This is a genomic window from Veillonella parvula (assembly GCF_024461875.1).
In the GTDB taxonomy this organism is placed as follows: domain Bacteria; phylum Bacillota; class Negativicutes; order Veillonellales; family Veillonellaceae; genus Veillonella; species Veillonella parvula_I.
Window position 1 is genome coordinate 349,662 of record NZ_JANGAL010000002.1, and the last position, 26,900, is coordinate 376,561.

At 42.3% G+C, this 26,900-nt stretch carries 19 protein-coding genes; all 19 read right to left on the bottom strand.

Features of this window, described 5'->3' with window-relative positions:
* Positions 1-308: 308 nt before the first annotated feature.
* Entirely contained in the window at positions 309-2,177 is a 1,869-nt protein-coding gene (locus NE668_RS05765; protein ID WP_227037485.1) for a TonB-dependent receptor plug domain-containing protein, read from the bottom strand.
* Between the two features lie 22 nt (positions 2,178-2,199).
* Positions 2,200-3,111 (bottom strand): ABC transporter substrate-binding protein, encoded by a 912-nt coding sequence (locus NE668_RS05770; protein ID WP_227037484.1) that lies wholly within the window; start codon positions 3,109-3,111, stop codon positions 2,200-2,202.
* Position 3,112: 1 nt separating this feature from the next.
* Positions 3,113-6,736 carry a cobaltochelatase subunit CobN gene (gene cobN, locus NE668_RS05775; protein ID WP_227037482.1) on the bottom strand — a complete coding sequence of 1,208 codons (3,624 nt, stop codon included), beginning with the start codon at positions 6,734-6,736 and terminating at the stop codon, positions 3,113-3,115.
* A 3-nt stretch (positions 6,737-6,739) separates the two neighbouring features.
* Entirely contained in the window at positions 6,740-8,767 is a 2,028-nt protein-coding gene (locus NE668_RS05780; protein WP_227037481.1) for a VWA domain-containing protein, read from the bottom strand.
* Between the two features lie 2 nt (positions 8,768-8,769).
* Positions 8,770-9,699: a magnesium chelatase ATPase subunit I gene (locus tag NE668_RS05785; RefSeq protein ID WP_227037479.1), complete on the bottom strand. Its 930-nt coding sequence runs from the start codon at positions 9,697-9,699 to the stop codon at positions 8,770-8,772.
* 96 nt (positions 9,700-9,795) lie between these two features.
* A complete protein-coding gene (locus tag NE668_RS05790; RefSeq protein WP_227037478.1) occupies positions 9,796-10,641 on the bottom strand; it encodes an ABC transporter ATP-binding protein in 846 nt (281 codons plus the stop codon).
* The gene (locus tag NE668_RS05795; protein ID WP_227037472.1) at positions 10,641-11,678 is read right to left on the bottom strand and encodes a FecCD family ABC transporter permease; all 1,038 of its coding nucleotides are present in this window, start codon (positions 11,676-11,678) and stop codon (positions 10,641-10,643) included. The genes NE668_RS05790 and NE668_RS05795 overlap by 1 nt, the downstream gene beginning before the upstream one ends.
* Positions 11,671-12,624 (bottom strand): ABC transporter substrate-binding protein, encoded by a 954-nt coding sequence (locus NE668_RS05800; RefSeq protein WP_118091148.1) that lies wholly within the window; start codon positions 12,622-12,624, stop codon positions 11,671-11,673. The genes NE668_RS05795 and NE668_RS05800 overlap by 8 nt, the downstream gene beginning before the upstream one ends.
* Positions 12,625-12,667: 43 nt before the next feature.
* Positions 12,668-14,650: a TonB-dependent receptor plug domain-containing protein gene (locus tag NE668_RS05805; RefSeq protein ID WP_227037471.1), complete on the bottom strand. Its 1,983-nt coding sequence runs from the start codon at positions 14,648-14,650 to the stop codon at positions 12,668-12,670.
* Positions 14,651-14,793: 143 nt separating this feature from the next.
* Positions 14,794-16,737, bottom strand: a complete 1,944-nt coding sequence (locus tag NE668_RS05810; protein ID WP_227037470.1) for a TonB-dependent receptor — start codon at positions 16,735-16,737, stop codon at positions 14,794-14,796.
* A gap of 17 nt (positions 16,738-16,754) precedes the next feature.
* Entirely contained in the window at positions 16,755-17,516 is a 762-nt protein-coding gene (locus tag NE668_RS05815) for an ABC transporter ATP-binding protein (protein ID WP_227037469.1), read from the bottom strand.
* Positions 17,516-18,562, bottom strand: a complete 1,047-nt coding sequence (locus tag NE668_RS05820) for a FecCD family ABC transporter permease (protein WP_227037468.1) — start codon at positions 18,560-18,562, stop codon at positions 17,516-17,518. The genes NE668_RS05815 and NE668_RS05820 overlap by 1 nt, the downstream gene beginning before the upstream one ends.
* 12 nt (positions 18,563-18,574) lie before the next feature.
* A complete protein-coding gene (locus tag NE668_RS05825) occupies positions 18,575-19,597 on the bottom strand; it encodes an ABC transporter substrate-binding protein (protein ID WP_227037467.1) in 1,023 nt (340 codons plus the stop codon).
* The gene (locus tag NE668_RS05830; protein WP_227037466.1) at positions 19,597-22,047 is read right to left on the bottom strand and encodes a TonB-dependent receptor plug domain-containing protein; all 2,451 of its coding nucleotides are present in this window, start codon (positions 22,045-22,047) and stop codon (positions 19,597-19,599) included. Before NE668_RS05830 ends, NE668_RS05825 begins: the two co-directional genes overlap by 1 nt.
* A 130-nt stretch (positions 22,048-22,177) precedes the next feature.
* Positions 22,178-22,927, bottom strand: coding sequence for a TonB family protein (locus NE668_RS05835; RefSeq protein ID WP_227037461.1), 750 nt, complete (start codon positions 22,925-22,927; stop codon positions 22,178-22,180).
* Positions 22,928-22,931: 4 nt separating this feature from the next.
* Positions 22,932-23,336: an ExbD/TolR family protein gene (locus NE668_RS05840; protein WP_004694375.1), complete on the bottom strand. Its 405-nt coding sequence runs from the start codon at positions 23,334-23,336 to the stop codon at positions 22,932-22,934.
* Positions 23,333-23,944 carry a MotA/TolQ/ExbB proton channel family protein gene (locus NE668_RS05845; protein ID WP_004694376.1) on the bottom strand — a complete coding sequence of 204 codons (612 nt, stop codon included), beginning with the start codon at positions 23,942-23,944 and terminating at the stop codon, positions 23,333-23,335. The genes NE668_RS05840 and NE668_RS05845 overlap by 4 nt, the downstream gene beginning before the upstream one ends.
* 649 nt (positions 23,945-24,593) lie before the next feature.
* Entirely contained in the window at positions 24,594-25,766 is a 1,173-nt protein-coding gene (locus NE668_RS05850) for a M48 family metallopeptidase (protein WP_004697896.1), read from the bottom strand.
* A gap of 154 nt (positions 25,767-25,920) precedes the next feature.
* Positions 25,921-26,292 carry a CGGC domain-containing protein gene (locus tag NE668_RS05855; protein ID WP_227037457.1) on the bottom strand — a complete coding sequence of 124 codons (372 nt, stop codon included), beginning with the start codon at positions 26,290-26,292 and terminating at the stop codon, positions 25,921-25,923.
* Between the last annotated feature and the right edge of the window lie 608 nt (positions 26,293-26,900).

The following is a 26,900-nucleotide window of genomic DNA, read 5'->3' on the forward strand; positions in this document are numbered from 1 at the left end:
AGATAGATACATAATATTATAGAGCTTTTACTATAGAAAATCTATAGTTTTATAACATATACTTATTTACCTATACCTAATTTATCGGTTATTGAAAATAGCTCTCATAGTTCTTAGTGCGGTCTCAATATATCATCAAAAATTATAATAAAAATGAAAGAGCCCCATAAGAGGCTCTTTCACCATGATATAGATTACATTTTGAAGCTATACAAATAACTATGATGTAATTGTCAATTATTAGTATAGCTTTATAATCGAACCATTACAGTAGTTATATCTATTAGCCATTGCAGTAGTTATATCTATTAGATAGTCACTTCTACACCTAGACGGAAGTTGCGACCTTGACCTGGCCACCAGTCACCAGGGTTGCCCCAACGAACGCTAGATTGTTCTGCATAGTATGTATCAAAGATATTATTGATACGACCAAATATAGTAACATTTTCGCGTACCCGATAGTTAGCGCTGATATCCGCCAACCAGTACGTTTTACGTGGGAATACATTATCTGCAGGGCCAGGACGATTAATGATACCGCGGATATCCAAATGAGCATCCCATTTAGCATCGTTGTAATCAAGGCCTGCATTAACAGCATGTTTTGGCACATACCCATCACGATTTGCTTTGCGAGTTGGTGTCGCATCAATATGAGTATACGTATAGCCAAGGCGTGCGGACAAGTGGTTCGTCAATTGTTTACGCACATCCGCATTGATGCCACGAGCTTTTTCAGTGTCAAAATTGCGATATTGGCCTGTAAAATTTGCTGGATCAGTCATAACCCAACCGATTTTATCCTTCGTACTACGGCTGAAGAAACTAAGATTACTATTCCATGTTTTACCGAATTTGTGGTGTACACCTAAATCAAATTCATGACCTGTTTCCGGTTTCAAATTGCGATTGCCATTGAAGCCATCAAATAATTGGTATGGTGTAGGGGCTAAGAAGTACTCTTTATACGCAGCATACACATTTGTCTTCTCATTTACATCATAGCCAAGGCTGATGGATGGAGATGTATGAGTACCGAAGGAGGAATGATGGTCAACGCGGATACCAGGCGTTACAGTCCACTTAGGAGCAAATTTCCATTCATCTTGAATGAAGTATGATGTGTTCGTAAGCTTCACGCCGCCCATATTAAGCACCTTATCTTGTCTCCAGTCGAAGCCGCCTACTACAGTATGGTCTTTTGCTTTATACGTAACTTGATCCCCAATACCACGAGTCTTCACATCTGTTAAGTACCCATCGTATGTTGTTTTATAATGATTGTTCATCAAGTATAATTGATGGCTCCAGCGATTGCTGATTTTGTTGTTCCAAATCGCGCGTAAGGAGTCATTCGCTTCATTACCATAACGAATATGGTTGAGGGCACCCAAATGGTCGGAGTACATTACATCACCACGATATGTGTCGTAAGCTATTTTTACATCGTTCTTATCATTGATTTTATTGCCCACCATGAAAGATGCACTATGGCTGTTGCCATGTTGAGGAATACGCACACCATGACCATCTTTGTAAGAGCCAATGATATCTTTTTGTACGCCTACACGCCAGTACCAATCGTTTTGGCTACCTTCGTTGGTAATTGCGTATTGCTCTAAATCATTACTGCCGCCCATCACGCGAAGCTTAGTTTGTACACCTTGCTCAGGTTTTGCGGTGATTACGTTTACTACACCACCAATGGCACCAGAACCATACAATGTAGAGCCTGCGCCACGTTGAACTTCAATGCGATCAATACTAGACATATCTTTCAAAATAGTCATCGGCGGATTCACACCTGCTGCGCCCATATTGATGCCGTCTACCAAATACAATACTTGGTCAGACCCATTGATGCGGAATGCATTGGAGTTCGTGTAACCTACGCCACCACCATACGTATTAATATCTACGCCCGGTACGATGTTCAAGGCTTCGTTCATATTCGTAGCATGGCGCTCACGAATATCGTCACCTGTTACTACGCCTACACTAGCTGGCACTTCTGAAAGCTGTTGTTCACTACGAGTCGCCGTAACAACAATGGTATGCGCTTCTTTCGCATCACCAGCGTCAACAGCTGATACACTAGGTGCACTCAATGTGCTACCAAATACGAGAGCTAACCCTACGTACATGGATAATCGTTGCATTCTTGATACTTTCATAAAAACCTCCACACACACTAAATCACTTGTCATATATATTTTGTGCCATAGAAACCATTGCACGAGTCATAAATTGAGAATAACTCATGACCTGCGAGGAATCTACGAGGAACACACGACGATTAGCGATGGCCTTAACCCCTTGCAAAGCAGGGTCAGAATAGAGCTGTTCTGCCGTTGCTGGCGTAGTACCATCCGAAGTATAGGCCACCGATGGGATGATGATAATGTCTGGATTCACTTTAATTAAATCCTCTCGCGTCCCATTATCAAAAGGCCCCAAGCCTAATTGGGCGGCCGCATTGGTAACCTTCAGATATTTAGTCATATCATCAAAGGTTGACCCTTTGCCACCGGTTAAACCAAATTGCGTATAAAATGCTACTACAGGGCGTTCACCGGTATGTTTATTTGCTAACTCTTCGACAGTTTTCAAATCTGCATCCATGCTAGCAATCATCTTTTCATCCGAAGCGTGTAAGAGTCCTGCAATTTCATGGATAACTGCTTTTGCTTCTTCTACCGTAGTCGGAGTCTTATAGACGTAAACGGGAATCTGCATATTCCGCATTTCCCCAATTGCATCTGGAGATATCCAGTTTGGAACTAATACTAAATCAGGTTGTACTGAAAGCATGGATTCAGCAGTTGCTTTCACATGCGTCCCCACCTTGGCAGACTCATCAGGTACATTATTAGGCACGGTGCCAACGGCTGCCACTCGGCTCGGATCAACCAAGGATAACACTATATCCTCTGTACTCGCAGCAATAGGGACGATTCGCTTCGGCTCACTAGGCATTGTAACAGTTACACCAGTGCCATCCGTAACTTGATGTGTCGTGCCCGTTGTCCCCGTCTGCGTAGGACCACAACCGACCACTAGAAGTACCATCATTACTATGGTACATATAATAGATATTCTTTGCTTCATACTAACGACCTTCTATAACCCCTTCCATGGAAATAAATAATGATTGCAAATCCTGTAATATTTCAGGCGATGCATTCCAATAGCCACGTTGAGAAGCCTCTAGCAAGGTTTCTGTAATGCGCTGTAAGGCCCAAGGATTTACATTGCGCATCCAGTCTTGTACTGTCTTGTCTAAAGCATACTTATTAGCATACCCTTCATAGACCCAGTCTGGTACGACATCACTCGTAGCATCCCAACCAAATGTATGGGATACGACATTCGACATATCCGATGCCCCTTTATAGCCATGTTTCATCATGGCTTGAATAAATTTAGGGTTCTGCGTTTCCCCTTGCACGACGCGGCGAATTTCGTCACCTAAAGGCCTCATCACAACACGACTGCGGTCTGAGCTATCCCCCACATAGGCGCGCGGCGCACTGCCCTTTGCGGTGCGCACCGCCGCAATGAGACCACCGTGATAGCTATAATAATCGTCGGCACTCATAATATGGGTTTCTCGATTATCTTCGTTCTTAATGGTCACATCCATCGTGGTTAATCGACGTTGGAATAGCCTCATGTCCTGAGGAATGTCCTTGTGCAGGTGAAAGCTACTCCACTGGCTATAAACTTGAGCAATATCTTGTAAAGACTCCCAGTTTTTGCCTTCAATCAAGGCACCTACACCCGTGCCATAAGCTTGGGGCGGATCGCCAAAGATGCGGAGTCTAGCCTTTTTAGTAGCCAATAGAGGGTCCTCACCTTGCTCAACGAGCCAGTCTACATCATCGTGAATATGCTTTTTCACGTAGTTGTCTTCCAACGACTCATCTAATTCTGCCACCATTTCAACGGCTTTGTCGAGCCAGCCGATAGCAGTAGGCATCATATCTCGAATGAGGCCACTGATGCGGCCCATCACATCGATGCGAGGGCGCTGCAATTCCTCTAAAGGAATCACTTCTAAACCTGACACGCGACCGCCCGATTGCCATTTAGGTCGAACTCCTAACAAGTAAAGGAACTCACCCAAGCACTGACCATGACTTCTAGAATTGCTCGTAGCCCATAGGATGATGCCAATCGTCTCAGGATACCGTTGTTCATTCAAAATATAATCAGCGATAACTTGATCTGCTAACTCTATGCCTAATTGATAGGCTATCTTCGTCGGTAAAGCTCTTTCATCTAAACCATAGAAGTTACGCCCCGTAGGCAGTACGTCGACTTGACCGCTCGAGGGGGCTCCACCTGGACCGGGCTCTACATATCTGCCCTGTAAGGCATTTGAAATAGAGGTTAGCTCGTTCTTGGTGTCACCTAATTTTGGAATATACTCTCGAACGATCTCATTCGCCAAAGGTTCTAACCGTTCGGGCACTGTATAATCTGGTATATTGATCACATGCCTTACAAAGCTACGCAATTCATTCCAAATTCGATCTATGGTAACACTATATCGTATACCATCTGAATGAATTTCGCCAGCATGTTCCGCCATATAAGACCAATCATAACCTAATTCTTCTGCGATGGTGGCAAGGCCTGACGCGATTTCACCTTGAGGAGTGCTTACAATAGCAGTAATAAACTCTTCTAATGCTTCCCCTTCAGGACCTTGCCCCAAGATGTGCAAACCATTGCGCATCTGCATATGTTTCAAGTCGCTCAGCTTTTCGTGGACCTCTGTAATTATATCGTCCACCGTCATGGTAGAACCTCGTTCTTTATCGATGAGATGGCACTCCATGGCCTTTTCTCGAATCACTTCACCTAGAGTAGAGACACTTTCAGGATGTTCCCGCTCAAAATGACTATGTTCATCGAGTAAGGCCTCTAATTCTTCGAACTCATCATAGAGGCCCGCTGTCGTCATCGGCGGCGACAAGTGACCCACTAAGCAAGCCGAACTACGCCGCTTGGCTTGTATGCCTTCCCCAATAATGGTTGTCCAATACGGGTAAATATTTGGCAAACTGGAAATGCCGATTTCCGGATAACAACTAGCGCTGAGTCCAGCCCCCTTACCGGGCAGCCATTCTAGAGAGCCATGGGTACCAACATGGATAAATGCATCAGCTTCAAAGACATCGCGCACCCAGTGATAAAACGCTAAGTATTGATGTGGTGGAGGCAAGCAAGGATCGTGATAAATGGCCGATACATTCTCCCCAAATCCACGGGGTGGCTGTACCGTAATCCACAGATTGCCATTGGAGAAACCTGGGATAATCACGTCATCATCGTAGACGAATACATCCCCTGGGGCTTCGCCCCAAGATTTAATCATCGCCACCTGCGTATCTTCCGGCAGCGTAGCAAAATATGCTTTGTAATCATCGCTACTTAACCGACCTTCTGCAGAGGCTAGTAGTTCATCGGTGAGCATGGAGCGGTCATTCGTCATATGAGACGTTACCACATCCATCAAGTCTGCACTTGTTTCTGGCACCGTGTCGATGGTATAACCTTCCGCCTTCATATCTCGCAATAACCGTAGCACCGACTCAGGTGTATCAAGACCTGCGGCAGAGCCAATGTTGGAGTTCTTAGGCGGATAGTTATGTAATATAACGGCCACTTTTCGCTCCGATACAGGGATATGGCGCAATGTAGACCATTTAATAGCTCGTTGTACAATAGCAGCGATGCGTTCTTTCACAGGCAAGTACACATAGTGTCCACGCTCATCATAGGTTTGGCATGCCACAACACCGCCTTGAATAACCCCATCTAGCTCAGGCTGAGATATAGATAAATTCACGTCTAAAGGCGTTACACCTTGTGGATTCTCGATCCAAGATTTCTCATCCATGTATATGGTATAGCCCTGAACGATAGGAACGCCCTGTAATTTTAACTCCTCCAAGGTTTGAGCCCCTAAGGACTGGAAGGAGAATTTACAAGTATTTATGAGCACATCAAAGGGGAATATATCCTTTCCAAAAAGATGGTTCATGGACAACTTCATATTCGGAATGCCTACGCGCGGATTCGAGCCATACTGACCATAAAAGATAATCGGATTGTACTGATGCTTATAAATCTCTTCAAATAAGGCCTGTTGATACTCAATATCCCCCATAATCCATTCGTCACGGTAAAAGTAGACCGCTATAGATGGCCAATCTCGATGCCCTTCGGCATCCATAAACTCATCATAAGTTTCGTAGATATTGCCTTCTCGACCCATAATGGCTTGCCAAGGAATAGGATCTGGCTCTTCCCATTCAGAGGTAGGTTTTGTACTGAAAGCACCATTGATTAAGCGTACATAATTCATGACCCCACTGGTTCGGCGGTAGCTTTCAAGAAGGACCCGTTTATCCTCATCCAAATTGCGATATAAAATATCTGTTTTCTTAGGTTCTACTACATCAATCCAGTATTTAGGATGATGTGCATATAACCAGCGTTCCAGACGTTCTAAGAAGGGCGAGTCTAAACCAACCCCCATATTCGTTACCAGAACTACATCGGCAGCGCGTAAGCGACTTTCAAAGTCAGCATCCCATTGAGGAGGCTTTTTCATATTGCAAAGGTCCACCTCGCCCTGTAAGAGTTCCGGGTAAGTAGCAACAGCTTTTTCTATATATTGGATTTGTTTTCCTAAATTAGAAATATACAGGAGTCGACTCATGATCTACCTCCGCGATACGCGCAAAATACTATCTGACGTAATAGAGTCCATCGCATAATAACTGCCATTCATTAATTTACACAATTCCTTAGCTAAGCCGAGCTTGATAAAGCCCGTTTCCGTATCGATAACGATATAGTCTACTGGCAAGGTCCCTAAAATACGAGCCCATTGTTTCGCCTCTCCTACAGGGTCCTCAGAAGCACCCGAAGTAGCACGACCATCGGTAATACAAATCATTTGAATCCGCTCCGCCGAATGTCTGCGAAGCAATCTATCACACATAGTATAGGCGACTCGTAAACCTTGGGCTAAGGGCGTCTTGCCCCCCGTTGGCAATGTAGCTAACAGTCGTTCTGCTCGCTCTACACTACGGGTGAAAGGCAATAATACCTCTGCGGAGTCCTTGCGAAATACAATGAGTCCCACCGAATCACGGTGAATATAGGAGTCTCGCAATAAGCTCAAAATTGCGCTCTTAGTCGCCTCCATGCGATGTCGGGCTGCCATAGAGCCACTAGCATCCACTACAAAAAGCTGGTACGCACCGATCCGCTTTTCACGAGCTTTTCGGCGGTAATCTTGGGGTTTTACTACAATAGATAGCCCTTTTAAATCATGATGCTCTGTTTGTGGGGCCCTTTGACATAAGCATTCTGATGTAACAGATCGCTCTACCACATTTAATGGGGTATCTGCCTGTAATGGCGTTACCCTTTCAACGGCTCGCAATCGTTGATACGGTGCGGCTGCACGCAATGTGTCAATTAAGGCCAAATCCTCTAAAGCATGTTCATCTTGATAGGCTCGAATCATGCGCCCTCTAATGTCCTTTGTTTTAGTCATGAGGCGCCGACCGGAACCCTTACGGTACTGACGGTCTACTGTTTTAGAAGATTGCAGTTTCCACTGAAAAAATTGGTTAGCTATACGGGCAACAGTATCTGGCAAACATAAAGAAGATATTCTATCAGATACATCACCTTGAGTATTCATTGAATCAGAAGTTCCCCACTCATTCGCTGTAGACTCTAATGTTTCTGGATGATTGGATGTCCTTGATTTACCATCATCAAAATCCATATCACTTGAGCCATCATGACCATCACTATTTGAATTATCTAGCCCATTAGCATTTAACTCGTCAGAATGGAATTCATCACGCTTGGAATCTTCGGAATCAAAGTTATTAGAGTCGTCCATATCCGAATCATCCATTGCTGATTCGGTATTCTTCTGGAACTGGTTTTGGTCACTTGTACTATTAGATGCCTCTCCTTGTGAAGTCCGAGACTCAGGTGTATCATTGCGTTTCATGCGATGAGGTAGTACATAGAGAGCGGCTCGTTCCGCATGAGACGGCTTACAGTAAGAACTGCCATCAAGAACTGCTAAGGATTTCATAACTTGTAATAATATATACTCTGCACCATGACCTACTGTGTGAGCTTGCAATGCATAGGATATAGCCAGTGAAAGCATGGCATCGGAAACAACTATCAATTGAACTCGTTTAGGATCTATTAGGCCCAATAAATCCTCAGATAAAGGCTCAATTTCATCTCGCCTTCGTCGTAACACCTTCACCTTAGATTGTAGTGTAGGTGCGTCCATAGATACATGCACATCTACGAGTTCCCACTCCGCATCATCTAAAGTTCTATCCTCATGATTTATGGTCAGTATCAGTAGTATTTGACGACGTTTCGCTTCTACCAATAGTGTATGACGGACTTCAGACGATAAAACGTGAGCATCATCGACGCCCCAGCATCGAATACTCATATCACCTAACAAGCCAGATGCCATAACCATCTTGCTCTGTGCAAGGGATGCTTCAAAATCGATGGACTCTTGTAGTTGTGAACTATCTATATAAACAGGTATCAAACGATATGGAATTTGCCATTTCTCGAAATACTGGCGAAGTAAATAACTTTTACCCACACCGGTACCACCAGAAATGACAATGGTATGAATCTGGTCGTTTACAAGGCCTATTTTGAGGGCCTCTTGTACAGATGTTTCCATAACTAGTCCTCAAACACTGCGGATACTACTGTATCAATACGGTCTTCATCGTGACCTTGTTCTTCAAAGGGCAAGCGACGTAAGCGATGTTTTAACGCTAATCGTGCCGCCACCTTAAGGTCTTCCGCAGTAATTTGGTTGCGACCGTGAAAGGCTGCATGAGCACGAGCCGTATGCATCATCGTAATGTCTGGGCGATGTCCATCGACGCCGACACCAATGCTAATACTCGCTATTTTTAACAAAATATCATCAGATGGAATGATACTCGGCAATAATTCACGCGCTTGTAATAAACGTTCGTGCAGGCTACGTTCTGATTCCTCGTAAGATGCTACAAAGCTTTTAGGATTGTCGCCAAAGGCGAGGCGACGCTTGATAACCTCCATACGTTGTGCTGGGTCCTGTTCTCCATAGACCATGACAGATAGTCCGAAACGGTCTAACAGTTGAGGTCGAAGGTCGCCTTCTTCAGGATTCATCGTTCCTACGAGAATAAAACGAGATGGATGAGAGTGGCTCACTCCTTCCCGCTCTACCGTATTCACCCCCATAGCTGCCACATCTAATAAAATATCTACAATATGGTCATCTAATAGATTAACCTCGTCTACATAGAGGATATTTTGATGGGCTGCGTGTAAAATACCCGGTTCAAAGGCTTTTACCCCCTCTTGCAATGCCTTTTCCAAATTTATGGATCCTACAACGCGATCTTCCGTAGCATTGATAGGTAGCTCAACAACAGACATCGCTGATGCGCCTGTTTCCATAGGAGGTAACAGATTCGCTAACGCACGTACAGCCGTAGACTTAGCAGTGCCTTTTTCGCCTTCAATTAACACACCGCCGATTGATGGGTTTATGGCATTGAGCAACAAGGCCAATTTCATTTCATCTTGACCAACAATAGCAGTAAATGGATATAGCATACGTCTAACCTCACTCAGATTCGCAATACAAAACTGTCACCATACCTAATAAATCAATAATCCCTAAGATAACTCAAGTATCATAATCCACTCTAACTATTTCAGATTTGGATCAATAGATATTGCTGTATTAGCATCAGTTTGTTTAAAGTCATCAATATTTGTAGTTCCTTTTGGGAATACAAAGATACGTTGTTGTTTAAAGTACGGATCATCGTAAACCGCGGCCGATAAACGAAACGCTTTTCGTAGATTTTCTGCCGTCAATACATCACGAGGCGTACCTACATCAATGATGTGTCCATCGCTAACCAAAACGAGTTTAGTGCAGTATTTTGCGGCTAATTCTAAGTCATGAACAACAATTAAAATCGTTTTACCTTCGTCACATAATCTGCGCCCTTCATGAAAGATATCGTCAGCGTAGACTAAATCGAGAGCAGCCGTCGGTTCATCTAGTAATAGGACCTCTGTTTGTTGTGCCAAAGCCTTTGCTAAGAATACCCGTTGTCGTTCACCACCACTCAAGGATTGTACAGAACGATTCCGCAGGTGATAAACACCTACCTCTTTCATCGCCTGTTCAACGATAACCTTATCTTCTGGCCCCTCTTGTTGCCACCATTTCAAATAAGGATAACGAGCGGTCATCACAATATCGATGGCTTCATAATCAAAGGAAACATTGACGGACTGTTGCATATACGCCACATGATGAGCGATTTCTTTATCACTCAAAGAAGCGATGCTTTTACCATCCCACAAAACATCTCCACCAGACGTAGGATAGAGGCCACGCAAGGTTTTTAACAACGTCGTTTTACCGGAGCCATTAGGGCCGATAATACCGACGAACTCGCCACTATCAATAGAGAAGGACGCATTCTTTAGAATGGTAGTTTCCCCTAATGTGACGCATAGAGATTGGACATCTAGTTTCATTAGGCCCCTCCTTTACTACGCAAGCGATGAAGTAAATAAAGAAAATACGGTGCCCCTAAGAGAGCCGTCATGATACCGACGCGAATCTCAATTGGTTGAGCAATGACGCGACCTAAGGTATCGCAGAACACAAGGAACAGCGCACCACCAACGGCCGCCATCGGCAATAATATCCTATGATCTGGCCCTACCAAAAGGCGCACGATATGAGGTACCACGAGGCCCACAAAGCCAATAGAACCGCTGACACATACGGCAGTAGCCGTAACTACAGACGCTAGGAATAGGAATAGCATGCGATACACCATAACAGGCAAGCCTAAGGCACGCGCCTCTGTATCGCCCAGAACGAGCACATTCAAGTGGCGACCGAGCATCATCAATATAACGCTGCCCGTCACGATAGGGCCCACGGCTAGCAAAACGTGATCCCAACGGCGGAAATCAAGGCCGCCCACCATCCAGAATAGGAATTCGCGCAAGCGATATTCATTAATCATCGTCAAAATACCCGATGTGAAAGCGCCGAGCAGCATACTAACAGCTACACCCGCCAGCAACAAGGTTGTGGTATCGAGCTTGTTATTACGCCAGGTTAACAAAATAGTAATTCCAACGGATACAAAGGCCCCTACGAAGGCAAAGGCAGGCATGTAAAACATGCTAAGAGATGTTACGCCAAGGGCAATGGCGATAACCGCACCGAGGGATGCCCCAGCGGATACACCCATAATACCTGGATCTGCCAATGGGTTGGAGAATACCCCTTGCATAACGGCACCAGCCAGTGCCAAGGCGCCCCCTACGAGAAGGCCGATGATAAGGCGTGGCATGCGGATAAACCACAGTACAGCCTCTTGCTCAGCCGTAATAGGCTCCGTGAAGCTCACAGGTATGCCCATGCCATTTAAAATACTTTGCACGCCCCCTCCGATAGGGATCATAATGGTTCCTACATGGAGCGCCAATAAACTCACAATACATAGCAACACCCCAATCAGAGTTATAGCCATGATGCGTTGTTTCTGTTTAGTCATGAGAATTCCTTTCTAATTGAGGATACACCGTATGCATAATGGCTAGCATCGCTTCGCCGATATGCTGGTTCATTGTATATAAATACGCTGCCGGTAAGGGCTTAACTCGATTTTCCTTAATAGCAGGTAGATTTTGAAAGGCCGGATTCTTTAAATATCTATCCGCCAAATTCTTGTCCATTCCCTTATAGGATGGAATAAAAATATAGTCTGGATTCATGGCTAGCACACGCTCCTCCCCAAAAGGTATTCGTGGTGGTAAACCAATCCGATCAGGTGCATTATAGATGCTCATATAGTGACACATATCATCAAAAAGGCTTCCTGTGCCCGTGTATCCGTCCATAGATGATACAAAGAGAACCGTCTTGCGCTGCTCAAGTGGAATAGATTCCGCTAGGTGCTTTATTTCATCTATTTCACGGTGAATCTTCCGATTGTAAAAGCTACCCTTTTCATCTTCCCCGATAATATGAGCAATCTCCATCACATTCTGAATCACTCCGTCCACCGTAGAAGGGGTCGGTACCACAACAGTGGCTATACCCATGTGCCGTAAACCATAGATAACATCAGCCGATATATAATCTGGCGCTATAACGAGATCCGGTTTCAAGGCTATAATTTTCTCCAAAGGATACGAGCTCAACACAGGCTTTACCATCCTTGCGCGCTTTGCCTCTAAGGAATATTCCTCATAGGTAGACAATTTATTAATGCCTACCAAGCGTTCTGGTTCTATAAGTCCCAATAAAATTGTGTCGAACGCAGAGGATAGCGATAAAATCCGCTTTGGATGCTCTGGAACAACAACTTGAACGCCATCTTGACTTTCAACATAACGAGTATATGGCGTTACATTTGCCTCCGATTGTGGTCCACAACCCGCTATACATACACAAAGGAGTATCATCAAACATATGAAAAATCCAATTTTCTTGTTCATGATGATACTCCTTGTATAGTTCTAATTAGTGATTACATAAAGACTAGAATTTTTGAGTATAACTAAGTTGGTAATTAAATGGTTCATCCCAGTACTCCCAGTCGCCATTTGAAATAACATTATGACGGTTTAACAAGTTACGTGCATCTAACCGCAAGGATGCGTTTTCATTGAACTGATAGCCTACGTATGCATTCCAAGCTATAAGGTTTGGGTTTGTACCGCCATCGCGGTTCTTCATCCGTTTTGTAACAAAGTTGATGCTAGTACCTGCAGTCCAGGTTGAGCTATTATAATGGATTCCCCCGGTAAATTGCAATTTAGGGTTAGCTTGTTTCCAATAGGTCTTATCGATTTCTCGTTGTTTTGGATTAGAATACGATGCACCCACAGTCATTTTTAAGTGATCTGTTAATTTACGACCATATTGGGCTTCGATACCGACATTTCTATAGCGACCACCATTTACGCGAATCGTGTTTTTACCATTGCTATCCGGTTTCCAAGAGAAGAAGTTCTTAAAGTCCATATAAAAGGCCGCTATTTTCCAGCTATCTTTGTTGGTAATATGTTTGTAGCCTAATTCATAATTCCAACCTTCTTCAGGTTTCAAATTACGTCCACTAACAGAGGCATAGCCTTTATTAATTTTCTTGAAAGTATCGCTTAAGTTCGGCATTCTAAAGGCTTTACCAACATTTATATACATGGATGATTCGTTGTTAATACGATGTTGTAATTGGAACTGAGGAATTAATACGCGTTGATTTTTCACAGGGTCTTTAATATCCGAATAACGCAAGCCTAAAATACTCGTCCATTTAGGATTAATCTGATAAGAGTATGTACCATAAACGGCATAACTATTGCGATGTGGATTTCCATAGTACGGACCAGATGTGGTGCGATATGTTTCTCGTTTACCAAGTACACCCGCAATAAAATAGTCCTTACCACCGCGGAAATCCCATTCATGTTGTACATCAAAACCATATTGTCGAGCAATATAGTTATTATCACTCAACGTATATGCCTTTTTGCTATGTACGCGACTTTTACCATACAAATCTCTATCATTGTAGAAGATTGTACCTGTAGTATTGCCATCTTTATAAACTAAAGACGCATTGTTTTTAGTATCTTTATAAGCATATGTTGTAGAGTGAAGCTTTTGCTTAATAGGATTCGTTTCTGTACTCAACTGTCCAAAAGAAGAATTACCTTCAAAGCGGCTAAAGTTCAAAGTCAACTTATCATTTAATTTACCGCTCATAAATACACCTAAAGAATTCCCTTTGTTACGAGCTGTATAATATTCATAGCCTCTAGCATAAGCGCCGATATCTGAGCGGATAGGCGTTTCTGGGTCTTGAGCACCAAAGAAGTTACGTTCCACACCAATTAAGAAGCGAGGCGTGCCATAGTTAATTTGATAAGTTTGACGACCCATATTACCAAAACCTACCGTAGCAGAGCCCCCTTCTTTACTTGGAGTCTTCGTAATTACATTGATAACACCACTCATAGCATCAGAGCCATATAAAGCAGATGCTGCACCTTTTAATACTTCAATGCGTTCAATAGAGCTAGTCGGAATAGAGCTAAGTCCGCCCTTGCCATTGAGGTTCATCGGTACCCCATTCATGAGAATCAAGGAGCCCCGTTCAAGACCACGGATATTTACACGGCTATCCATAGCCCCATATTCAAGACCAGATGCACCATAGGAAAAAGACGTAATGCCGGGTACCATATTAACTGCATCAAATGCATTTTTGGCACCACTATTAGCTAAGTCCTTTTGAGTAATAACATCCATCGCAGCCGGCGTATCTAAATCTAAAAGAGCCATGCGATTTGCTGTCACATTAATTGTGTGGGTTTCAGATACTCCATTTGTTTCACTCGCCGCAGCTGTATTAGGAGTCTTAACAGCACTCACCTCTGCTGCATATCCATTCACAGATAAGCCCATTAATGCTAAACCTACAAGTATAGATATACGTTGCTTAATTTGTTGTCTCATACCAAATGCCTCACTTAACACATATATACATTCACACAATTATATAAACTACATATTTGTATTATTACACATTTATTTGGCCCGCACAAAACCCATACCCCTACCACTACTGTATTTTGGGGGGATTGTATCACTAATACATATTAGAATTTTTGTGTATAACTTAATTCATAATTGAATGGTCCATCCCAGTATTCATAATCGCCATTGGATACCACATTATGACGATTCAAAAGATTGCGTGCATCGAGGCGTAATGTAGCATCTTTATTAAAGTGATACCCAACGTAAGCATTCCAAAGAACAATGTTAGGGTTCAAGCCACCATCGCGATTGCGCAAGCGTTTGGTTACAAAGTTCAAGGATGTACCTGCATCCCACGTAGAGCTTTTATAATGAATGCCGGTTGTAAACTGTAACTTAGGAGCCGCTTGTTTCCAATAGGTTTCATTCATTTCCCTTTGTTTTGGATTAGAATAAGAACCACTTACACTCATTTTGAGTCGATCTGACAAATGTCTACTATACTCAGCTTCAATCCCAACATTGTGGAATTTACCACCATTTACGCGAACGGTTGGGCGACCATTTACATCAGGTTGCCATTGGAAGAAGTTCTTGAAGTCCATATAGAACACGTCCACCTTCCAGCTATCCTTCTTATTAAGGCGTTTATAACCTAATTCATAGTTCCAACCCTCTTCAGGCTTAAGATTTTTACCACTTACTGCTGTGTATTGGCGGTTCACGCTACGGAATGTATCACTCAAGCTAGGCATCGTGTAAGCTTTCCCTATATTTAAGTACATAGAGGAATCTTTATTGATGGTGCGCAATAATTGGAACTGAGGCGTTAACACATGTTGGTCCTTAATAGGATCACTAATAGCTGTATAGCGCAAGCCCAAAATGGCAGTCCATTTTGGATTGATTTCACGAGAATAGCTACCGTACACCGCATAGGTATTACGATGAGGACGTGTATACACAGGGGCCTGTGTGGCGCGATAGGTTTCTTGCTTACCTGTAATACCGGCAATCAAATAATCCTTACCGCCTCTAAAGTCCCATTCATGTTGTGCATCTATACCATATTGACGAGCTACATAACTAGTTTCGGTCGGCTTGAACTGTTTAGCACTATGAACACGACTTTCACCACGCATAGTACGGTCATTATAAAATAATGTTCCCGTCGTATTATCATCCTTATAGATCAAGGATGCATTGTTGCGGTCATCCTTGTAATGATAGGTCGTAGAATGACGAGCCTGTCTCATAGGATTTGTTTCTGTACTAATCAGACCAAAGGAGGAACGGCTTTCAGCGCGATTATAATTTAAGGTTATTTTATCTGAAAGCTTACCACTCATGAACACGCCTAAGGAGTTACCCTTGTTGCGCGTAGTGTAGTAATCATAACCCTTGCGGCCTGTATAGTCATACCGCACCGGTGTAGATGGATCTTGAGTCCCCCAGTATCTTCTATCGATACCAATAAGGAATCGATCGGTACCATAAGAAATGTCAAATCGCTTAGAGCCTCGATTACCTACAGCTACCGTAGCAGAACCACCCTCTTTTGACGGCGTTTTTGTAATGATATTTATAACGCCACCTAAAGCTTCAGCGCCATATAAGGTAGAGGCCGCCCCCTTTACCACTTCGATGCGCTCAATGGCACTGATAGGTATAGAGCCAATTCCGCTCTTACCATTTAAGTTCATAGGTACACCGTTTACAAGAACAAGTGCACCGCGGTCGAGTCCACGAATATTCGTACGGCTATCCATGCCACCGAAATCCGCGCCAGACGCACTAAAGGAATTAATAGTTACACCCGGTACATTGGCAACCGCATCAAAAGCCGTCTTAGCACCACTATTTTGTATATCCTCTTGAGTAATAACAGAAGTCGATACCGGTGTATCTAAATCTAATAACGCTGTACGATTAGCTGTAACATTTATGGTAACTTCTTCTTCATTATTGTTCATTATTACATCTGCAGCATAACTATTAATTGACATAGTAGTTAATGCCATAAGCACTGCTGCACAGACTTGTTTATTCATTCGTTTCATCATCCACGCCTCTTTTTTATTTATTCCATATTATATATAATATTTAATCGTCCATTTGGTAATGTTTGTACCGTGGCGGACACGCCGTAGATGTGTCGGATGGTCTCCTCTGTCAATACTTCATGAGGGGTCCCTGTACACACTACGGAGCCGTCTTTTAGGGCAATGAGACGGTCACAATAGATGGCTGCTAAATTCAAATCATGAATAGCAGACACTACAGTTGCATCAAGGCGTTTTACAATCGTCATCAGTTCCAGCTGATACTTAATATCTAAGTGGTTTGTCGGTTCGTCTAGCACTAGGCATTCTGTGCGCTGTGCCAAGGCACGTGCTAAGATAACACGCTGCTGCTCACCACCAGATAAGGTATTAAAATTGCGACTTTCAAAATCACTAAGTCCTACTTGAGACAGCGCATGTCGAGCGATTTCATAGTCATCGATTTTATCTCTGTCGAGCAGTCCTTTATAAGGGGAGCGGCCCATAAGGACCATTTCAAGAACGGAAAAATCAAAGTTAACCGTACTATGCTGTGCTACTACAGCCATTTTTAAAGCCGTGTCGCGATGACTTAAGGAACTCATTTCAGTGCCGTCAAAGAAAATCTTGCCATGATTAGGTTGAAGCACGCGATATAAGCATTTCAAAAACGTACTTTTACCACTCCCATTAGGACCTATAATTCCAACAAATTCCTTATTTCGTATATCTAGGGAAATATCATGGAGGATCGTTTTCGGGCCAAATGAGACTTGGATATTATCTGTTTGAATATTCATTATTCCCCTCCAAATCCGTAGTTCTTACGCACCAACATATACACAAAGGTTGGTGCACCAATGAGAGAAATGAGAATGCCGATTGGCAATTCTGCGTGAGGAATAATGCAGCGGCACAAGCCATCCGCAATAACGAGGAAAATGCTACCCCCTAATGCGCTGAATGGAATCAAGGTCCAGTGATTCGTGCCGATCGTCATGCGCACAAGGTGAGGAATCAAGAGTCCTACAAAACCAATCATACCCGCAGCATACACCACAAAGCCAATAATAAGTGAGCTAATAATCAAATAGACTTGTCGATATCTATGCAAATCACGACCTAAGGTGATGGCCACCTCATCGCCGAGAAGCATAATGTTTAAAACTCTGCTTTGAGACCAAAAGAATAGAATGCTCACGAAGACAACGATGGCAATAAATGGCAACATATCCCATTTAGCGCCTGCAAAGCTCCCCATCAACCAGTACGTAATGGTTTGAATGCCTTCTTTATCGTCCGCTAAATAAACCACAAAACTAGAGAAGGAGCTACATACGGCGCTTAACGCCAAACCCCCTAAAATCAATTTCACCGAATTTGGTCGGCCACCCAAGTTCGAGATAAACAATACACCGAAGGAAATCGCCATAGCCCCGATAAATGCCATAACGCCGACGAAGTTCTCACCGAACATAACGCCTACACCAAATAAAATAGCTATCGTAGCACCGAGAGACGCACCGGAGGAAATCCCCAAGATATAAGGATCTGCCAGTGGATTCTTAACGATGGCCTGCATGATAACGCCAGATACGGCAAGACCTGCTCCAATAATAGCGGCCATCAACAACCGCGGCATACGTAGTAACCAAATAATAGTCTGATCAGGACTATTCATAGGATCATCAATAGCCAATGGGCTAGAAAATTGATCTATTACAATATTGAGAATTTGAGAAAGTGAAAACTGTACTGTACCAACAGAAAGTCCCCATAGAATGGCTACTGCTAGCACCCCTATGAGGACAAATCCGCCAGCAGTATATCCAATTCGTTTTAGCATACTGCTCCTTTATTAATGAATTAAATCTGGTACCCCTTCTGGATATAGATTAGGATACAACCCATGCGATACGATGTCGATACCATCTAATAAACGAATACCAGGACTATATACAGCAAGCAATGGCAAGAAATGAACGCGTTTATTGCGCAATGCATTAACACCTTGTAAACCTGGCTGCGTTAATACATAGTTCATAATCACATCCGCTTGACTATATTCGCCGTCAGACACAATCAAGAAAATTACATCCGGATTCTGCTCCACCACGTCCTCCATGCTAATGGACGGCGTTTCCGTGTCGATCACGTCGGCGTGCAAGGAAGCCCCTATATTACCAGCTAATGTCTTATGTCCATACAATCGAAAATGCTTGCCTTGCACCTCAATAAACAATGCCTTTGGTGGCTTCTCATGAGCCGTTTGGGCTACCGTGTACGCCACAGATTGTTGCATCTCTTGAATGAGACGCTCTGCTTCCATGTTTCGATTAAAAATACGCCCCAAATCTCGAATATATTTATACTCCATATCCATGGTGAGCGCCGATTGAGCCCCCAAGGAGGACTCTGCAATATATACATTCGCTTGTCTCGCCTGCCAAAATGTAGGTGTTTGTAACATTTTATTTGTGAAAGTAGACTTCCAACCTACCAACAAATCAGGCTTCATCATTAATACGCTTTCCAAATTGGCGTATTTCAGATCCTTGTATGGAATTTTATCGTATGCCTCACGGTATTCTGGTCGCACGTATTTGCGATCTGGAATCCCCATGCCCGCTACGATACGATCCCCTTCACCAAGAGCAATGATAGTTTCTATGGAGTTTTGCCACATCGCCACCACACGCTCGGGCACTGCCGTATAGGTACTTTCAAAAGGCTCACCTCGACGTACAAAGGATTCAATTGTCACTGGTGGCTGCAATTTGATATGTACTGGTGTAGACTGATGGTCCTCAACAGTTACCTGCTGAGGACCACAACCTACACATATTAATAGACATAGTATTAATACGCTGAATCTAATCATTAGAATTTATATTTCGCCCCAATCATGAAGGAACGTGCTGGCATAGCCGCACTACCGCGACCATTATAAGCGCTATAGCTTGTTTCATAAGCGCGGTTAAGAACGTTATTTACCACGATGTACGCCGTTAAATCTTTTGTTACATCATAGTTGAGGTTCCAGTCCACGATGAGGAAACGTCTATGAGTGAATGCATAGTCGCTATTGCCAGTGTACCAATTAATCAACAAGCCAGAATATAGACGCTTGTTATCATAGGAAATGTTCAATGCATAGTGGTTTTGCGGACGCAAGCTATTAATAGCCACATTGATATCATCGCTATTGCTATAACCCCAGTTTGGATCAAGAATCCAACCACCTTTAGATAACCATTTATCTTTCATATGAGAGTAAGACGCACTCATTGTTACATGTTCATTTAATCTGTGGTCTACTGTAATATTGAAAGATTGTTTGTTTTCTTTTGCATTAACTGCTGTTTTTTCAAACTCGCCTGTTCTGCTATTCAAAATTGGCAATGTAGCGATGGCATTTCTCATACGCGTGTAATCATAATGAACTGCTACAGTAGTATTATTACCTTTACCAAATGTATGTAATAGGCCCCATGTGAAAGCATCGCCTCTTTCGTCATCTAACGGTGTATTAAATACGCCATCAGTCGCACTATAGTCGCCTGTTTTAAGCGGTCTTAAGATACGAGTCCACCCAGCGTACATGCTAGTCTTCTTGTTAAATTTAACCTGACCATGCAAGCTAGGAGTCAAGGCGCTTACACTACCTTTACCTTGGGAGTCACCGCTGCCATTACCTTGAATGCTGCTATAGTGTACATAGCGCAACGCTGGTGTTAATTCCACATTGTTACCAATGTAGATTTTATCTTGCAAATAAGCATATAAAGTATTGCGACGAATATCAGAAGACACTACATCACCATTACGTTTAATAGAACGGGAGTTCAAATTAGAGCGACTATAGTCGATATTAGCAATAATATCATGCTTATTAAGTTGGCGAGTCCATTGAAGCTCTACGCCTGTTTTGTTTTCTTTATACCATCTATTTGGGCTACCTGCCATACCACCTGTGTCAGCAATCCATTGACGCAATGCATCACGACGATCAGGGAATGGTGCCAAATTGGAATCAACCCAGGCATTGAATTGCTCTACAGTAGCACCATTAGGGAATGCCGCCGCATAGGCGGCACGTGCAGCATCACTACCAAGCTTAGACCATGTATATGTATCACGACCTTCATATCGATGATCTAAACGATACAAGCTAGCAAAGCTTTCCATTTGGCCTTGGCGATCGAAAGTAAATTTTAAATCTGTATCCAAGTTTTTGAACTTACTATAAGAACCATAATGACCGTCTAAAGCGAATAAATTATGGTAACCAGGATTTCTGGAATCACCGTACAAAGTTGGCGCATACCCTTTAGGGTTATTTGGTGTTATATATTTAGGATCTGTAATCAATTTATTGTTCGCATCAAATTGACCAATAGTAGCGTTGGAAATGATACGACGCCAATCATCTGCATTCCAGTATTTACGACTAGGCGTAGAAATTGGATAGCCATCGCGACCTTTTTTGAAGTTCATAGAAAACTGTAAGCTTTGTTTCTTATTAAACTCATGGTCAATACGCGTATTAAAACCTTCTTCACGCCATTTAGAACCTGTAAGAGTGGCTACTTCACCAGTATCGCCATCTTTATACTTCGTATCTTGAGACATAGTACGTGTAGCTGTTACAAAGTAACCAGTAGATGCATTCTTACCTGCCGCACCTTGTACAGTCAAGTTATAACTATGCTTGTTCCAGCTGCCTGTAGCCAAATCAACGGAACCGCTGAAATTGCCTTTACCACGGCGTGTAATGATATTGATGACACCACCTGTAGCATCAGAACCATATTGAGAAGCACCAGGGCCTTTGATAACTTCGATTTTATCAATAGCATCCATATTGGTTACTTCATCAATATTTACACCTGTAGATTTAGAGCCTCTTTCAGAGCTATCACCTAAACGACCAGATGTAATATTGTCTACACGACGACCATCTACTAATACTACAACGCGGGAGTCACCATTGATGGACACACCATTGTTGTAAAATTGGTAACCATACTCGCCACCACGGTAACCAGGATTTTGGAATGTAACACCTGGGACGCGTTTAATTGCTTCAGTTACATCACGATAATGACGTTTTTCAATCTCCTCACGAGTGATAACCTTTACGTCACCACCAGTACGGTAATAGGATTGCTCAGTAATGGTATTACCATACTCATCCTTAGCCGCATCAGCTTTCACCGAAACATTATGAACCTCATAACCCTTGAAGTTCTCATCATACGCATAGGCTTGATACGTACCTAACGCTAACGTTGCCGCAATAGCAGCAGATAAAATACGACGACTCGTCATAACCCCTCCACACACAATAAATACACAATAAAAAAAATATTAAAACTAATCCTCTAACAAATGCGTTTCTTGTATTTTCTGAATTAAAACTACACACAAACATAATTCATACATTATCAGCTATAGAAGATTAGTTAAAACCATAATCTACATTAACCACAATCGTAACTGGCTCACCTGTTGTATTCTCTATACCGCCAGAGCTCTCTACGAGGCTAGCAGCAGCATTATCGAGAATGCTAGAGCCACTGCTACCGATCATATTCGCACCAGCAAAGTTGCCATCGGCATCAAAAGTGATTTCAAAGGAAACTCGTCCACTGAGTCCACGGCGCACCGCCTGTTGCGGCATCACTTTATTACTCTCAACACGAGCGATATAACCTGAACTATCGTAAGAGCCCCCACGACGTTCTACATCGCCAGGACCTGGATCACCACCTTTAGATCCAGTACCTTCATCACCAAGCCCACCATTACCAGCATTACCACCACCAGGGCCTGGTACATTGCCACTTCCTGGATTACCAACAGGATTATCAGTATTACCATTCAAATTGACTGATGCCGTCTCATTGCCACCTAAGTAAGGATTCAGATTTTTTAAGCCTTCTGTAGGCTTTCCCGATAAATCAGGCAACACACTTCCTGCTTTACCGCCCCCTGCGACGGGTTTGTCGTCAGGATGAATCTTTAATTTCTCAGGATCTTTCTTCTCTTGAGGAGGTTCTTGCTGCCCCATATCAAGGTTGATAACCAAGTCTTTTTTGGGTGTTTCTGGAGGTTTTATATGACCAAACCAATCACCTACAACACCCCAATATACAAGATTTAATGCCAATGCAGCTACGAAAGGAATTCCATATCGTTTATCTACCATAGAATCACTTCCGTTCTGTAGCTACGCTAACAAACCGAGCACCACTAATTTTAAGATTATCTAAAATATTGATAACGTCCTTATACGCAATATCCTCAGAGGCACGCACAATAAATGCCTGTTGAGGTTCTTTTGCAACAATACCTTGAATTTCATTGCCCAGTTGATCAGGGACAATCTCACGTTCATTCAAATACATCTTATGTGTAGCTGTTAATGAAATTGTGATAGGCTCAATCGTCTTTGCAGAAGAAGAGGAAGCCTTTGGTAAGTTAAGAGGAATTTGTTCCTCTGTATTCATATACAACGTACTCATCATGAAAAATACGAGCAAGAAGAAAACGATATCAATCATAGGTATAATCATGATGGTAGGTTCTTTTTGTATGCCTACTGAACTACGTTTCATCGTTGACTCCTAATATATAAATCCATAATAGAACCTAATTTTTGCTCTAACTTTGCGATATCTGAATTTACTTTATCTGTGCACCAACTATGGATGGCTAATGCTACGATGGCTACTGAAAGCCCTGTTGCAGTGGCAACCAGCGCTTCGGATACGCCGCCTGTAATAACAGTAGGCGCACCAATATCGCCACCAACGGCCGCGAAGGAGCGGATCATACCAACAACAGTACCCAAAAGGCCAAGTAATGGAGCCATTGTTACCATCATGCTAAGCCAGTTAAGACCACGTTTTAAACGTTCATCCATGTACCCTACCACATCATGTAAACGATTCTCTAAACCTTCCGCACTATATACAGACTCCACGATAGGAGACACGAATCGACTCAATGCATCATCACTATTTTTTATAGAATTCTCTAGAGTAGACCAATTATTACTATTACGACCGGCATCAATGCTATCGGACAACTGCTGTAACTCATGATTGATGTTTCTGTACGTACGAATACGTTCAAATAAAATAGTACATGCTGCTAACATGAATAGTACAAGTGGATACATAACGAAACCACCTGCATTAAATAGGTGAATTGTATACTCCATCATAGCCTCCATATAATATATAAAATTACGTGTTATTTAACAAAAAAATGGTCATCTATATTATTAGATTAACCACCAACATTGACATTATCCTATAAAGTATTTATAAGTACAATAACCCTATACCCCCTACCGTTATGATATTTCTATAGGATTCCATTCTAACTACATATTTTATCCACCTTAAATATACATCTATCCACTATATATAGACAATACTAATCTATCACATAAATAATTCATAAATATTACAAAAATTAAAATAAAATTCTCTATAAAAACTTTATTTAATAAGATAATTCCTTATATTTTATGGTATAAACCCATTATAATTCACTTTCCATCCTCAAAAGATTCTCTGTATTTTTATGAATCTATTCTTACTTTATGAGCTTATTATTACTTCATGAATATAATTTATTCACACATGAATAATACTTATACTCCAGACTATCCATATCTTTACGGTCTATTTATTACTCCTATAGCGCTCAATATATCTTATAAACTTATAAATAGTATACTCAAGTCACAAATTTGCAATCTATATAAAAAGAGGACTAAGCCTTTATGGGCTCAGTCCTCTGATTAGTCTCATTATAATAGCATAAATCCTTAAAGCAAATTATATGCCATGTATAGCTCTTATTTATTTTTTAGCTTTATCAGCTTTTGCCTTTTTATTTTCTTTTACCTTTTTAGGTTTTTCTTGTTTAACCTTTATTGGTTTTTTCGCATTAACAGCAGAACCTGCAGGTTTTACAAATGCATTATTAAGATTTGTTGCCACTTGTAATGCTACGTCCGCATTTGGCGTAGAAACAATGGATTGACCAGCTACCGTTACAGTGTCACCACTATACGATGCAGAACCTGGTGTCACTTGATTATTATGATACAATCGTGCCAATTTACCGGCCATGTAATAAGCACGCTCTTCGCCTGTGTAACGGCCACTACCTGCTGGAGTATAGATATTATCACCGTTTACGTACACAGTACCATTCGATACATTTACATGGTTCCCAGAATAGGCGTACATGCGAGAAATATTATTGTTCACCCGATCGGACAACTTTGGATGGTTGTTAGGTGCTACCACTTGTGAAAGCCCTTCACGGTAGTGTTCCCCCACTTTGTTGCGCAGTACTGCCATAGAACCAGCTGCACCACCCACATTGTATGGAGATTCACTTAAAATCTTAAAGCCTAACTCATCAGCAGCTTTTTCTTGACTCATCGTAAACACTTGATTAGATAAGTAGTTGCCTGCCACATTAGATAAAATAGCCGCACCTTCACTACCGCCAGCAGCAATGCCAACCGCTGTAGAAAGACCGATTTGCTTCTTAGCGCCATTAATAATATCTTTATGCTCACCATGAGAGATTTCATGAGCCATTACATAGGCTAATTGATCATCATCCAGTGTATCTAGAGCACCCTTGTTAATGGACATAACACGGCCAAGTGTGGCAAACGCATTAAACTCCTCATCAGGATTTGCATATACAACGTAAGAACGCTTTACACTAGGTGTAGCCTCTAATGTCTTCATGATTCGATTTACACGCTCTTGGGCTGCACTATCGTTTAAGTAACCAGTTTTCTCTTTTGTGCGCGCCAAACTCTCCTGTTGCCCCTCTGCAGAATTATCCATTTTATTTAATGCAGTAGATACGTAAGCCATAGCAATAGCACCACCAGCTAAGGATTGTACCGCAGCAGAAGCAGCATTGACAGAAGCCGTTTGCATCACAGTAGGTGCCATTGTCACTGCCATAGCAATAGATAAAGTAGCCGCTGTAAGTTTCTTATTCATTCTCTCAACCTCTCAAAATGATAAATATATCACTCATAATTTACATACTATCTATATAATATAGGTTTAGTGTAAATATAGAATGAATAATGGAACAATTATTCATCTATTATAAGATATTGCAAATTGTTATAGTTAATTCAAGCATTGCTGACTATTGATCTGTCGTTACTGGTTTAGCTGAAAGTACTATCGCTTCTTTACCATCTTTAGAAACAGCACCACCATGTGTATAGCCTACTACATCAAAGCCCGCCTCAGCACACTGCTCTGCGATGCTTTCATAATTTTCATTCTTACCACGCGTACATGTAGAAAGATGTACCGCAGTAACACCTTTTTTCTTGAAAGACTCAATCTTCTTGGCTAGATCCCCACCACTATGTGTGAACCCCACCAACTCAATATCCTCATCAGCATAACGCTCAAAAGAATCCGCTTTATTCATAAATGCTTTCAAACAACCGCCACAAGAACAGCGCTGCATTGTCTCCTCATTAACGAGGACCGCAATTTTTTTAGACATAAAACCTCCTATAAATATGATATAAGCCTAAGTATACCATATCCATGAGAAAAATATGTGCTTCAAAGCACGATAATTAATACTAATTATATAAGTAACTCCTTCAACGTCTACTGCTTTGCTCATTAGTTCCCTTAAAAGAATAAAAATCCATACAAAAAAAGACACACCCTCAGGTGTGCCTTTAGCTTAATCAGCAAGTTCTTATATACGGTTCTTCCCTCCAAAATACTGGGTGTTCGTCGCTGTGGATGGACCTATGTAGCTGCGCTACATATCCATCTTACGCTCCGAACTAAGCGATGCAGTGAATCTGTCGTCGTTTAATTCTTATTACCTTTAACTTGCCCTACTTGCTTCCTTACTGTGGATTTCCCTTCACTGCTTCGCAGTTCGGTAAATCTTACGTTCGGAAGAAAGTGATGCAGTGAATCTGTCGTCGCGTTGCTCCTCCATCTTCTACTGCCCTACTTTTACTGCCCTGCTTACCAGGTCCCCTGGGAGGATAGGAAGCCATACAAAAAAAAGACACACCCTCAGGTGTGCCTTTAGCTTAATCAGCAGCTTCCTATCCTCCCAGGCCGTCTCCAGCCAAGTACTTTCGGCGT